Genomic DNA, 13,308 nt, shown 5'->3' with positions numbered 1-13,308 from the left:
GGCGTTTCTCCTCTACTTCACAGGTAACTGATCCCAGACTTGGCTGTACTGATGCGTGTACCGGCGCTGCCCTGGACGATGGCTTCGATGTCCGAGAGTGAACCGATGACTGCGGTTTTGCCAGTCTTGCGGGCGAACTCACAAGCCGCTTGCACCTTAGGCCCCATGGAGCCGGCAGCGAAGCCGAGTTTCTCGATTTCGTCCGGATGGGCCTGGCCGATGGCCTTTTGGGTTGGCTTGCCATAGTCGATAAAGGCGGCATTCACGTCGGTGGCGATCACCAGCAAGTCGGCCTCCAGTTGCGACGCCAGCAGCGAAGAGCACAGGTCTTTGTCGATCACGGCCTCAATGCCACGCAGCTTGCCGTCTTCGCCGTACATCGTCGGGATACCGCCACCACCGGCGCAGATCACGATGCTGCTTTTCTCCAGCAGCCACTTGATCGGGCGGATTTCGAAGATGCGTTTCGGACGCGGGCTGGCGACCACACGGCGATATTTGTCGCCGTCCGGCGCGATGGCCCAGCCTTTTTCAGCTGCGAGTTTTTCTGCCTCGGCCTTGGAGTACACCGGGCCGATAGGCTTGGTCGGGTTCTTGAAAGCAGGGTCCTGGGCGTCCACTTCGACCTGGGTAAGCAGGGTGGCGAAGGGCACTTCGAAGTCCAGCAGGTTGCCCAGTTCCTGTTCGATGATGTAGCCGATCATGCCTTCGGTTTCGGCGCCGAGCACGTCCAGCGGGTACGGCGAAACCTGGGTGTAAGCCGCCGCCTGCAATGACAGCAGGCCGACTTGCGGGCCATTGCCGTGGGCAATCACCAGCTCGTTGCCGGGATGGATCTTGGCGATCTGTTCGGTGGCGATCCGGATGTTGGCGCGTTGGTTGTCCGCTGTCATGGGTTCACCACGGCGGAGCAGGGCGTTACCGCCCAGTGCAACGACGATACGCATACAAAATGTCCTTCTGAAATTCATCGTTGTGAACGCGGTTAGTGTGGGAGGGGGCTTGCCCCCGATAGCAGTACATCAGTAATAGAAGTGCTGGCTGACACACCGCCATCGGGGGCAAGCCCCCTCCCACATTTGACCGTGTTGACTTTAGATATCAGCGAGTGCCGACACCAGAATCGCCTTGATGGTATGCATGCGGTTTTCCGCCTGCTCAAACGCGATGTTGGCCGGCGACTCGAACACTTCCTCCGTCACTTCCACGCCATTGGCCAGGTTCGGATATCGCGCGGCGATGTCCTTGCCTACTTTGGTTTCGCTGTTATGGAACGCCGGCAGGCAGTGCATGAACTTCACGCGCGGGTTGCCCGAGGCTTTCATCATCTTGGCGTTGACTTGGTAAGGCAGCAGTTGCTCGATACGCTCGTCCCAAGCTTCCACCGGCTCACCCATCGACACCCATATATCGGTGTGGATGAAGTCCACGCCTTTCACCGCCTCTTTCGGATCTTCGGTGATGGTGATGCGCGCGCCGCTTTCCTCGGCAAACGCTTGGCACTGTTTGATGAAATCTTCATGAGGCCACAGGGCTTTTGGTGCGCCGATGCGCACGTCCATGCCCAGCTTGGCGCCGATCATCAGCAGCGAATTGCCCATGTTGTAACGGGCGTCACCGAGGTAGGCGTAGCTGATGTCATGCAGCGGCTTGTCGCTGTGTTCGCGCATGGTCAGGGTGTCGGCGATCATTTGCGTCGGGTGGAATTCGGCGGTGAGGCCGTTGAACACCGGCACGCCAGCGAACTTGGCCAGCTCTTCGACAATTTCCTGTTCGAAGCCTCGGTACTCAATCGCGTCGAACATACGACCGAGCACGCGGGCGGTGTCTTTCATGCTTTCTTTGTGACCGATCTGCGACGACACCGGGTCGATGTAGGTGACGTGGGCGCCTTGGTCGTGGGCCGCCACTTCGAACGCGCAACGGGTGCGGGTCGAGGTTTTCTCGAAGATCAGCGCGATGTTTTTTCCCTGTAGGTGCGGACGCTCGGTGCCGGTGTATTTGGCGCGTTTGAGGTCGCGGGACAGGTCCAGCAGGTAATGCAGCTCGCGGGTAGTGTGGTGCATCAGCGACAGCAGGCTGCGGTTGCGCATGTTAAAAGCCATGATGAATCTCCTTAATAGTCGATAGGATCGCGGATGATCGGGCAGGTCATGCAGTGGCCGCCGCCACGGCCACGGCCCAGTTCACCGGCACTGATGGTGATGACTTCCACACCGGCTTTGCGCAGCAGGGTGTTGGTGTAGGTGTTGCGGTCGTAACCGATCACCACGCCTGGCTCCACGGCCACCACGTTGTTGCCGTCGTCCCACTGCTCGCGCTCGGCGGCGAAGCTGTTGCCGCCGGTTTCGACGACCCGCAGGGCCTTGAGGTTGAGCGCTGCTGCGACGGTGTCGAGGAAGTTGGTTTTCTCCCGTTGGATGTCGATACCGTGGGGCTTGCTCTCATCGGGACGCAGGGTGAACGCGACGATCTGGTTGACCACTTCGGGGAAGATGGTGACGAGGTCGCGGTCGCAGAAGCTGAACACGGTGTCCAGGTGCATTGCCGCGCGGGATTTCGGCAGGCCCGCAACGATCACTCGCTCCACGGCTTTGTTCTTGAACAGGTTGCGCGCCAGTTGGCCGATCGCCTGGTGGGACGAGCGTTCGCCCATGCCAATCAATACCACGCCGTTGCCAATCGGCATCACGTCGCCGCCTTCCAGGGTGGAGGCGCCGTGTTCCTGGTCGGGGTCGCCGTACCAGATCTGGAAGTCGGCGTTGGTGAACTCGGGATGGAATTTGTAGATGGCGGCGGCCAGTAGGGTTTCCTGGCGGCGCGCCGGCCAGTACATCGGGTTCAGCGTGACGCCGCCGTAGATCCAGCAGGTGGTATCGCGGGTGAACTGGGTGTTGGGCAACGGTGGCAGGATGAAGCTTGCGTGGCCCAGGAAATCGCGGAACATCTCGATGGTCTTGCCACCGAAGGTGCCGGGCAGATCATCGGCCGACACGCCACCGATCAGGAACTCGGCTGTCTTGCGTGGCTCCAGGCTGCGTAGCCAGGAGCCGACTTCATTGACCAAGCCTAGGCCAACCGTATTAGCGGTGATCTTGCGTTCCAGGATCCAGTCCAGCGCTTCGGGGATGGCGACGATATCGGTCAGCAGGTTGTGCATTTCCAGTACATCGATGTCGCGCTCGCGCATCTTGGTCACGAAGTCGAAATGGTCGCGTTTGGCCTGGGCGACCCACAACACGTCATCGAACAGCAGTTCATCGCAGTTGTTGGGGGTCAGCCGCTGATGGGCCAAACCTGGGGAGCACACCATGACTTTGCGCAGTTTGCCGGCTTCGGAATGTACGCCGTACTTCACTTTTTCCGTGGTCATTACAGATCCTCCAGTGAACAAAAAGATTCGGGTGTTACAGGGTCAGGAAGCCGTCGTAGAGTCCATAGGCCGCCACCAGGGCGCCAATGACCACTGCGGCGAAAATCAGCTTCTCGACGTTGGTGAAAATCGGTTTGCCCAATTCATGCTTGGCCTTGGCGAACAGGATCGCGCCGGGGGCATAGAGCAGGGCGGAGAGCAGCAGGTATTTGGTGCCTCCGGCGTAGAGCAGCCAGATCGCGTAGATCAGGGCGATGGCGCCGATGAACAGGTCTTTCTTGCGTTCGCGCAGGGCGTTTTCGTAGGTCTCGCCGCGCACCGCCAGCAGCAGGGCGTAAGCCGCCGACCAGAGGTAAGGCACCAGGATCATCGAGGTGGCGAGGTAGATCAGCGACAGGTAGGTGCTGGCGGAAAACAGCGTGATCACCAGGAACAGCTGCACCATCGCGTTGGTCAGCCACAGGGCGTTGACCGGTACATGGTTGGCGTTTTCCTTGCGCAGGAACTCCGGCATGGTGTGGTCCTTGGCGGCGGCGAACATGATCTCCGCACACAGCAGCACCCACGACAACAACGCCCCCAGCAGCGAGATGATCAAGCCGACGCTGATCAGCACTGCGCCCCAGTGGCCCACCACATGTTCCAGCACGGCAGCCATCGATGGGTTTTGCAGCTTGGCCAGTTCCGGCTGGGTCATGATGCCCAGGGACAGTACGTTCACCAGCATCAAGAACAGCAGCACGGTGATAAAACCGATCACGGTGGCCTTGCCCACGTCGCTGCGTTTTTCCGCTCGGGACGAGAAGATGCTCGCGCCTTCGATGCCGATGAACACCCACACAGTGACCAGCATCATGTTGCGCACCTGGTTCATCACGCTGCCCAGGTCCGGGTTTTTCACACCCCAGATGTCGGCGGTGAAGATGTCCAGCTTGAACGCGAACAGCGCGATCAGTACGAACAGCAGCAGCGGTACCACCTTGGCGACGGTGGTCACCAGGTTGATGAACGCCGCTTCCTTGATCCCGCGCAGCACCAGGAAGTGCACGGCCCACAGCAGCACCGATGCACCGATCACGGCGGCAGGCGTATTGCCTTCGCCGAAGATCGGGAAGAAGTAACCGAGGGTGCTGAACAGCAAGACGAAATAGCCGACGTTACCCAGCCAGGCACTGATCCAGTAACCCCAGGCGGAGGAGAAACCCATGTAGTCGCCGAAACCGGCCTTGGCGTAGGCGTAGACACCACCGTCGAGGTCGGGTTTGCGATTGGCGAGGGTCTGGAATACGAAAGCGAGGGTCAGCATGCCGATGGCGGTGATGAACCAGCCGATCAAAACAGCGCCTACATCGGCGCTGGCAGCCATGTTTTGGGGTAAGGAAAAGATCCCTCCACCAATCATCGAGCCCACGACAAGTGCAACCAACGCGCCGAGTCGAAGTTTTCCGGGAGTTTCAGACATTGCATGACTCCAATGCAGGAGAAGAGAGACCACAGAATAATTCCGTGCGCTAATCAAACAGCTGACTCAGATCACTTCATTGGCACATTCCATTGTGAATTAATGACTTAGGGTGGGAGTTCGTGGGCGATGAAAATCCTCGAAGAGGCGCTTTTTAGAGCGCTATCTCCCTTGTGGTTAATCAATTAGTCAGGGGCATGGACGTTTGAAGCTAGACCGTATTTTCGAATGTGCAAACTTTTTGAAGGATGTTTGTGGGGTGCTCAAGATTGCAGTATTTAAATTCTAAATAAGCCTAAACTTTATTAAATGACATGCCATTACGTTATGAGCGTATGGGTTTTATCGCCATCTCTAATAAACGCTACACTCGCTGAGTTAATTAGCTGAGTGCGCAGTTGTCAGCTCAAGTTGTTGTTCATTCAGGAGTGTTCATGTCCCAACCGGCGCAGAAACTGCGACTCAGTGCCCTGATTGCCTTGGTGGTGGGGTCGATGATTGGTGGTGGGATTTTCTCCCTGCCACAGAACATGGCCGCCCGCGCCGAGGTGGGGGCGGTGTTGATCGGTTGGGCCATCACCGCGGTCGGCATGCTGACCCTCGCTTTTGTGTTCCAGACCCTCGCCAACCGCAAGCCCGAGCTGGATTCCGGGGTGTATGCCTATGCCAAGGCCGGGTTCGGCGACTACATGGGATTTTCGTCGGCGTGGGGTTACTGGATCAGTGCGTGGATGGGCAATGTCGGTTATTTCGTGTTGCTGTTCAGCACCCTCGGCTACTTTTTTCCGGTGTTCGGCCAGGGCAATACGCCGGTCGCCATCGGCTGCGCGTCGTTGCTGCTGTGGGCGGTACATTTTTTGGTGATGCGCGGAATCAAGGAGGCGGCGTTCATCAACCAGATCACCACGGTGGCGAAGATTGTGCCGCTGTTGATGTTTATCGTGATCGCCGCCGTGGCGTTCAAGGCGGATGTTTTCACCCGCGACATCTGGGGCCTGGGCAACCCGCAGATCGGCAGCGTGGTGGATCAGGTGCGCCACATGATGCTGGTCACGGTGTTCGTGTTTATCGGCATCGAAGGCGCCAGCGTGTACTCGGCGCGAGCCGAGAAACGCGCCGATGTGGGGCGGGCCACGGTGATCGGCTTTCTCGGCGTGCTGGCGCTGCTGGTGCTGGTGAATGTGTTGTCCCTGGGCATCATGAGCCAGCCGGAGTTGGCGCAACTGCAGAACCCGTCTCTGGCGGGCGTGCTGGAGCATATCGTCGGGCCGTGGGGCGCGATGGCAATCAGCATCGGGCTCGCGGTGTCATTGCTGGGGGCTTTGCTGTCGTGGGCGTTGCTCTGCGCCGAGATCCTTTACGCCACAGCCCAGGACAATACCATGCCGGCCTTCCTGAAAAAGGAAAACGCCAACCAGGTGCCGGTCAACGCCCTGTGGCTCACCAACGTGATGATCCAGGTGTTCCTGGTGATTACGCTGTTTTCCCAAAGCACCTACACCACGCTGATCTACCTCGCGTCTTCGATGATTCTGGTGCCGTACCTGTGGTCGGCGGCCTATGCCGTGCTACTGAGCGGACGCGGTGAAACCTATGAAGGCGCCCAACGCCGACGCATGCAGGATTTGCTGGTGGGGTTGATCGCTCTCAGCTATGCCGTCTGGCTGCTCTACGCCGGGGGGCTGAAATACCTGCTGCTGTCGGCATTGCTATACGCGCCGGGAGTGATTCTGTTCGCCTTGGCCAAGCGCGAGCAGGGTCGTCCCTTGTTTACCCTGATGGAAAAAGGCATTTTCAGCGGCGTGATCGCCGGCGCAGGGTTGGCGGCGTACGGGTTGTACAGCGGGGTGTTGTCGTTGTGAGACTGGCGTATCAGCCGCCCTATGACTGGACGGCGATGGTGGATTTTCTGGCGATGCGCGCGATTACCGGGTTGGAGACGGTAGCCGACGGCATTTATCGGCGCAGCATCAGTGTCGGCGGGCAGCAGGGCTGGATCAGTGTGGCGCCGGGCGCGGGTGATTGGCTGGAGGTCGACGTGGCGTTGCCTGATGCTCAGGCGTTCCCCGAGATCGAGAGGCGCTTGAGGACGATGTTCGATCTGGATGCCCAGCCCGCGTTGATCCACGCGCAACTGGCCGTCGACCCGTTGATGGCCGCGCTGCTTGCCACACGTCCCGGCCTTCGTGTTCCGGGCTCTTGGGATGGGTTGGAGCTGGCCATTCGTGCGGTGTTGGGGCAGCAGATTACGGTGGTTGCGGCGATTCGTTTGGCGGGCAAGTTGGTGGCGCAATACGGTCAGCCAGTAGAAACGCCCCATGCCGGGATCACACACGTTTTCCCCACGGCCCAAGTCCTGGCAGAGGCAGACCTGGCGACTTTGGGCATGCCCAAGGCACGAGGGCGTACCTTGTCGGGGGTTGCCCAGGCCCTGCTGGATGATCCCGATGTGTTCGAGCCCAAGGCCAGCCTCAAGGAAGGCGTGGCGCGGCTGGTGGCTCTGCCGGGGATTGGTGACTGGACCGCGCAGTACATCGCCATGCGCCAGATGCGCGAGGCGGATGCGTTTGCGTCGGGCGATATCGGCTTGATCAATGCGCTGGCGGCGCTGGAGGGTGGGCCGGTTACGGCGCGGCAGTTGTTGGCGCGCGCTGAGGCTTGGCGGCCGTTGCGGGCTTATGCGGCGCAGCATTTATGGACATCACTGAGCCGAGGGGATTGAGGGTGCTTGTACTGGCCTCATCGGGGGCAAGCCCCCTCCCACATTTTGATTGGTGAGCACATTCAAGTGTGGGAGGGGGCTTGCCCCCTATAGCGCTCCTCAGATCACCACTGCGGTCGGTGTGAACCCAATTCCCCTGCAGGCAAATCCCACTGCAATGGCGTCCCACTGATGGACAACGGCGCCAGTAGGCGATGCGCAGGGCCCCAGGCCGTCTGCTCCACCACCAAGCCTTGATCGTTCGGTGCCTCAGCGCGAAGTGCCGGCTGTTCGGGGACTTGTCCCGCATCCACCAACAACTTCGCCGTGCGCGCCAACGACAACCGCGTCGAACCGCCACGCCCGGTTTTCAGGCGCTCACTCAACGCCTGAATCGCACTGGCCGCCAGCAAATACCCGGTGGCGTGATCCAGCGCCTGCAACGGCAGCGGCACCGGTTTATTCGCCTGTTGCCAAGCCATGCCCGCATCGGCAATCCCACTGCTCATCTGCACCAGGCTGTCGAAACCACGACGGTTGCGCCACGGCCCGCTCCAGCCGTAAGCGTTGAGGCTGGCGTCGATCAGGCCGGGAGCCAGCCGTTGCAGTTCATCGGCGCTGTAGCCTAATTGCTCCAGGGCGTCGGCGCGGTAGCCGTGGAACAGGATGTCGGCGTCCTTGAGCAAGTTTTCGAAAAGCAGTCGGCCCCCGGTGCTTTTCAGGTCAAGACGGGCGCAGCGTTTGCCCAGGGTCATTTCCGGTACCACGCCGGGTTCGTTCCAGCTGGGTGAGTCGATGCGCAGCACGTCGGCGCCGAGCCCCGCCAGGAAGCGGCTGGCGGCGGGGCCGGCCAATACGCGGGTGAGGTCCAGCACCTTGACGCCGGCCAAGGGGCGCGCGACCGAGCCGAGCCAGGGTTTATCGCTGAGGGTGTCGAAGATTCGTCGCTGCACCAATGCCTCGGCATTCACCGCCTGCCCTTGAGGGTGGGTTTGCCAGGCTTGCCAGGAGCGCATCTGTGCGGCGCAACCGCCGGCGTCGACAATCGCCTGTTCCAGCTCGGCGGCGTTCCATGCAGTTACTTTGCTGGCCATGTCGGTACGGTCGGCGACTTTGCCCAACACCCGCTCGGCGGCTGCACGATGATGAGGCGCATTGGTGTGCAGCCGAATCCAGCCATCGGCACTGGCATAGTCGCCTGCCACTGGGTCCCACAGCGGCGGCACTTGCCAGCCCACCGGGCGAATCGAAGACGAGAACCAGAAGGACGCCAGGCGCCGGTCCACCGTGACACTGGGCAAGCGCCCGGTCTGTTGTTGGATAAGTTGCGCGACGGCCTGGCCGGCGGCGCCGATGCTGGCGCTGGCCAAATCGGTCACGGCAAACGTTGAGGGCAGGGCGCCCGTTTCCGTAAAAGTTGGTGGTGTTTGCGGCAGATCGAGTGCGGCTTGGATGGGAGTCAGCAGGTCAGTCATCAAAGGCCCTCCGTAAGAGAAGGGCCACTATAGAAGATCATCACACCGGTGTGACAACCCCCGGTTCCAACGGCAGGTCGATACGGGCGATAAAACCGCCGTCGGGGTGGTTGGCCAGCAGCAGGCTGCCGCCATGGCGTTCTGCTGCACGCCGGGCGATGGCCAGGCCGAGGCCGTGGCCCTGGGCGGTCTGGCCGGGCGCGCGGTAGAACGGCTCGCCCAATTGGCTCAGGTGTTCGGCCTCAACGCCGGGGCCATGGTCGCGCACGCTGATCAGAATGCGCTCACCCTGGCGTTGGGCCTGCAACTCGATGGGCTGCCCCGGTGGGTTGAAGCGCTGGGCATTGCGCAGCAGGTTATCCACGGCCCGCTCGATCATGGTCGGCCAGCCTTTGAGGTGCAGGTCGGTGTCGGCGCTCAGGGCGACTTCCTGCTCCGGTGCGCCGAGTTGGGCGTCCTTTTGCAAGGTTTTGAGCAGCGGGTTCAGGTCGACCTCTTCGGCACTGGCGTTGTCCGCATCCACGCGGGCCAGCACCAGGATTTCGCTGATCAGCGCTTCCAGGCGGTCGCATTCGCGGGTCAGGCGTGGCCACAGGCGCTCGCGCTCTTCGGGGCTGGAGCGTTCGGCCAGGGCCAGGGCGATGCGCAAGCGGGCCAGGGGCGAGCGCAGTTCGTGGGACACATCGCGCAGCAACTGGCGCTGGCTGCCGATCAGGCTTTGCAGGCGCGCGCCCATACGGTTGAAATCAGTGGCCAGCACACCGAACTCATCGCGGCGGTTGGCCAGTTGCGCCAGGCTGTTTTGCTGGTAAGTGGCCTGGCCGAGATCATGCACCGCGCCGCGTAGACGGCTGAGCGGACGGGTAATGGACAGCGTCACCAGCAGGCTGAACAAGGTCAGCACCACCAGGGCAATCGCCAAGGCACTCAGCGGCCACATCAGACTGCTGCGGTGCCAGGCATCCAGTTCCGGGTGAGGAATGCGGTAGATCAGCAGGTAGGTGTCACCGGTTTTTTCGCTGGTGTACTCGGCCGTCAGTCGTCGCCATGGCAGGTGGCCGTCCTTGCTGTCGTTCTGCCGGGCTTCGAACGCGGCGGCACGACGTGGGAAGGTGCCACGTACCACCGGGTCGCCGCTTTCGTTCAGCACTTGCACGTCGATGTGGTATTGGCGCTTGCGCTGTTGCAGCAGGTCCTGGGCAGCATCCTCGCCCTGGGCTTCATAGAGCTGTGTCCACTCCTGCGCCAGGTTGTTGAGGCCCGGATGACGGCTGAGAATCCAGGCATCTTGATTCAACATGTGCCCAAGCAGGATCGATAACCCGGCAACCAGGGCGATGGCCAGCCAGAAACTGGCCAGAATCCGCCAGAACAATGAGCGCACAGGAAACCCTCAAACAGGAAAAGCCCAGCGGGGGGCCGCTGGGCTGGGGAGGTAAAGCTAGATCATTATTGCGCTTTTTGCGGCTGTTGGGCTTTCCAGGCCTGGAATTCCTTCCACTCGGCACGGCGCTCGGCTTGTTTTTTCACGATCTCGTCTAATTTCTTCTGTTGATCGGGTTTCAGCACGGCACGGATGTCGGCCTGGGTTTTCTGCTTGCCGGCGGCAATCTCATCCTGCATGGCTTTCTGGTCGGCGGCCGGGAGTTTGTCCAGGTACTTTTTGACCAGGTCTTTGCGAGCGTGCCATTGGTCGCCCATCAGTTTGCCGATTTGCTGGCGCTGCTCTTTGCTCAGATCCAATTGGCTGAATGGGCCGCCTTTGCCGCGTGGACCGTGTTCACCGCCGTGGCCCGGGCCACCCATCATGTGACCTTCAGGGCCGCCCATCGGGCCTGGGCCTTCTGGCATGGCGGCCATGGCAACGGTCGGCAGGGCAGCGGCGAACATCAGAGCGATAAGGGTCTTGCGCATGGTGATTCTCCTGTCTCTATTCCGGTGAGTCCGGATGTGAGTAGATTACGGAGATCAAGGTCAGCGGCGGTCAGGGGACGGTAAAGCTTGGGTAAAGAGGGTTTTTATCGAGGCTGACAAAACCCTAGAGATCAAGGAGGTCAAATGTGGGAGCTGGCTTGCCTGCGATAGCGGTCTTTCAATCACATTGATGCTGGCTGACCCACCGCCATCGCAGGCAAGCCAGCTCCCACAGAGGTTCTGCAGCGTGTTCAGAGGCTGTAGTAATAGCCGCGGCTGCGCAGCGCCACGATCCGTGGCCGGCCATCCGGGTGTGGGCCGATCTTCCTGCGCAGGTTGCTGACGTGCATGTCCAGGCTGCGGTCGTACAACGTCAACTTGCGCCCCAGGGCAATCTGCGCCAGTTCCTGCTTGTCCAGCGGCTCGCCGGGTTGGCGCAGCAAGGCTTCCAGCAGGCGGCTTTCAGAGACGGTGAGGGCGAACTCCTGTTCATCAATGCTGACTACACCGCGTACCGGGCTGAAGCACAGGTCGCCGAGTTCCATCTGCGTCGACACGGCCGCCGGGTGGCTGCGGCGCAGCACGGCGCGCAGACGGGCGGTGAGTTCCCGCGGGTCGCAGGGTTTGGCCAGGTAATCGTCGGCACCGAGCTCCAGGCCAAGGATGCGGTCCAGCGGTTCGCCACGGGCCGAGAGCATCAGTACTGGCAGCTCCGGGTGGTCGTTGCGCAATTGCTTGAGCAATTCCAGGCCGCTGCCGTCGGGCAGCATCACGTCGAGCACTACGGCCGCTGGGGCTGCGTCGGCCAAGGCTTTGCGGGCGCTCAAGCCGTCGTGGCAGGCGCGCACGTGAAAGCCTTCCTGGCTCAGCCAACTGGTCAGCAGCTCGCAGAGCTCCTGGTCATCATCTATCAGTAACAGCTCGCTCATGACTCACTCAATTTAGCCATTGTCGACGGCGACGGTGCCCACCGCTGGCGAAGATCCCGCACAGTAAGGCGATCAGCGCGACTGCCCCGCCGGTGACGAACCACTGTTGTTGTTCGGTCAGCCAACGGGTCAAGGCACCGCCCTGTGTTTCTTTGAGTTGCTGGGCCAGGCGTTGGTTCTCCTGGCGCAAGCGATTCAGTTGGGCGCTTTCGCGGGCAGCATCTGCGCTTTGCAGTTGTTTGCTCAGTTCATCCCGCAGCCGTTCGCTTTCTTTCAAGCGTTGCTGCAACTCGGTGATCTGGGCGCTGGCACTCAAGGACAGGGGCGTGGAGCTGCCGGTGTTCGAGGTTTCTTCAGCGTGGGCCGTAGCCCCGATCATTAACACTGCCAACAGACACAACTGACGTAAGCGCATCGGAACTCCTGATTCCACACGAATATTCAGAACGTTGTCGGCAGGTTACCGGGAATGATGAGTCATTAGGAGTACGCCGAACCGAATAGGTTCGACGTTCCTTGGGTTACGGCAGGACTTGTTTGAACGGCTTGATCACGACGTCAGCGTAGACACCTGCCGCCACATACGGATCGGCTTTGGCCCACGCCTGTGCTGCCTCCAGGGAGGCGAACTCGGCAACGACCAGGCTGCCGGTGAAACCGGCCGCGCCCGGGTCATTGCTGTCGACAGCCGGGTGCGGGCCAGCCAGCACGAGGCGACCTTCGGCTTGCAGCACGTTCAGACGCTCCAGGTGGGCGGGGCGTACGCCCAGGCGTTTTTCCAGGGAGTTGGCGACGTCGGTGGCGATGATGGCGTAGAGCATGTCAGTCCTCGGTTTTCGGCGTGGTAGGGGCGGTGTCATGCAGGTGACGCGACAGGTAGATACCCTGGCCGATCAGGAACAATACGGTCATGCCCAGGCTGCCGAAGACCTTGAAGTCGACCCAGTAGTCCTGGAAGGTAAAGGCCACGAACAGGTTGGCGGCACCACAAAACAGGAAGAACACGATCCAGGCCACGTTCAAACGTGTCCACACCGGTTCCGGCAGGGTCAGTGCATGGCCCATGATTCGCTTGATCAACAGGCGGTCACCGATGAAGTGGCTGCCGATAAACACCAGGGCGAACAGCCAGTTCACCACGGGGGCTTTCCATTTAAGGAAGGTTTCGCTGTGGAAGGCCAGGGTCAAGCCGCCGAATACGAGGCACGCAACCAAGGTCAGCCATTGGCTTTTCTCCAGCTTGCGCTGGGAGATGAAGATGGCTCCATAGACCACGATCGAGCTGACGATCAGTACGGCGGTGGCGCTGTAGATGCCCCCGAACGACAGCTCATGGCCGGCGATATCGATGACCCTGGGGTCGAGTTTGGTAACGATGAAAAACAGCAACAGCGGGATGAAGTCGATGAATTGTTTCACAGTAAGAGCCAGAAGCTGGATGTGGCGGCATAATA

General features: G+C 60.8%; 13 protein-coding genes. 2 read left to right on the top strand and 11 right to left on the bottom strand.

Annotated elements, in window-relative coordinates; genetic code table 11:
* Window positions 1-17 precede the first annotated feature (17 nt).
* From arcC to arcD (AC07V4_RS17970), 4 genes are all read right to left on the bottom strand, one after another.
* Window positions 18-947 (bottom strand): carbamate kinase, encoded by a 930-nt coding sequence (arcC, locus tag AC07V4_RS17985; protein WP_431752012.1) that lies wholly within the window; start codon window positions 945-947, stop codon window positions 18-20.
* A gap of 147 nt (window positions 948-1,094) precedes the next feature.
* Window positions 1,095-2,105, bottom strand: coding sequence for an ornithine carbamoyltransferase (locus AC07V4_RS17980; RefSeq protein ID WP_027605559.1), 1,011 nt, complete (start codon window positions 2,103-2,105; stop codon window positions 1,095-1,097).
* A gap of 11 nt (window positions 2,106-2,116) precedes the next feature.
* Window positions 2,117-3,373, bottom strand: a complete 1,257-nt coding sequence (gene arcA / locus AC07V4_RS17975; protein WP_492637878.1) for an arginine deiminase — start codon at window positions 3,371-3,373, stop codon at window positions 2,117-2,119.
* Between the two features lie 34 nt (window positions 3,374-3,407).
* Window positions 3,408-4,835: an arginine-ornithine antiporter gene (arcD, locus tag AC07V4_RS17970; protein WP_492637877.1), complete on the bottom strand. Its 1,428-nt coding sequence runs from the start codon at window positions 4,833-4,835 to the stop codon at window positions 3,408-3,410.
* Window positions 4,836-5,269: 434 nt separating this feature from the next.
* Between arcD (AC07V4_RS17970) and arcD (AC07V4_RS17965) the strand changes: the two genes are divergently transcribed.
* Together arcD (AC07V4_RS17965) and AC07V4_RS17960 are read left to right on the top strand one after the other, a co-directional pair.
* Window positions 5,270-6,697, top strand: a complete 1,428-nt coding sequence (gene arcD, locus AC07V4_RS17965) for an arginine-ornithine antiporter (protein WP_492637876.1) — start codon at window positions 5,270-5,272, stop codon at window positions 6,695-6,697.
* Entirely contained in the window at window positions 6,694-7,557 is an 864-nt protein-coding gene (locus AC07V4_RS17960; protein ID WP_492637875.1) for a DNA-3-methyladenine glycosylase family protein, read from the top strand. Before arcD (AC07V4_RS17965) ends, AC07V4_RS17960 begins: the two co-directional genes overlap by 4 nt.
* 104 nt (window positions 7,558-7,661) lie before the next feature.
* On the opposite strand, the gene AC07V4_RS17955 is transcribed toward AC07V4_RS17960, so the two are convergent.
* The 7 genes from AC07V4_RS17955 to AC07V4_RS17925 all read right to left on the bottom strand — a co-directional run bounded on the left by AC07V4_RS17955 (window position 7,662) and on the right by AC07V4_RS17925 (window position 13,273).
* Entirely contained in the window at window positions 7,662-9,011 is a 1,350-nt protein-coding gene (locus tag AC07V4_RS17955; RefSeq protein ID WP_492637874.1) for a CoA transferase, read from the bottom strand.
* 40 nt (window positions 9,012-9,051) lie between these two features.
* Window positions 9,052-10,395, bottom strand: coding sequence for a sensor histidine kinase (locus AC07V4_RS17950; RefSeq protein WP_492637873.1), 1,344 nt, complete (start codon window positions 10,393-10,395; stop codon window positions 9,052-9,054).
* Window positions 10,396-10,460: 65 nt separating this feature from the next.
* Window positions 10,461-10,925: an LTXXQ domain protein gene (locus AC07V4_RS17945; protein WP_492637872.1), complete on the bottom strand. Its 465-nt coding sequence runs from the start codon at window positions 10,923-10,925 to the stop codon at window positions 10,461-10,463.
* Window positions 10,926-11,176: 251 nt separating this feature from the next.
* On the bottom strand, window positions 11,177-11,854 hold the full coding sequence (locus tag AC07V4_RS17940) for a response regulator transcription factor (protein ID WP_431749684.1): 678 nt from the start codon (window positions 11,852-11,854) through the stop codon (window positions 11,177-11,179).
* Window positions 11,855-11,861: 7 nt separating this feature from the next.
* Window positions 11,862-12,269 carry an SH3 domain-containing protein gene (locus tag AC07V4_RS17935; protein ID WP_492637871.1) on the bottom strand — a complete coding sequence of 136 codons (408 nt, stop codon included), beginning with the start codon at window positions 12,267-12,269 and terminating at the stop codon, window positions 11,862-11,864.
* 106 nt (window positions 12,270-12,375) lie between these two features.
* The gene (locus tag AC07V4_RS17930) at window positions 12,376-12,675 is read right to left on the bottom strand and encodes a YciI family protein (RefSeq protein WP_431749686.1); all 300 of its coding nucleotides are present in this window, start codon (window positions 12,673-12,675) and stop codon (window positions 12,376-12,378) included.
* A 1-nt stretch (window position 12,676) separates the two neighbouring features.
* On the bottom strand, window positions 12,677-13,273 hold the full coding sequence (locus AC07V4_RS17925) for a septation protein A (protein WP_431749687.1): 597 nt from the start codon (window positions 13,271-13,273) through the stop codon (window positions 12,677-12,679).
* Window positions 13,274-13,308: the final 35 nt, after the last annotated feature.

It is taken from the genome of Pseudomonas sp. GW821-FHT03A09 (assembly GCF_059421065.1).
Note: the sequence above shows the minus strand (reverse complement) of the source record. Positions and strands in the feature narration are given on the sequence as shown.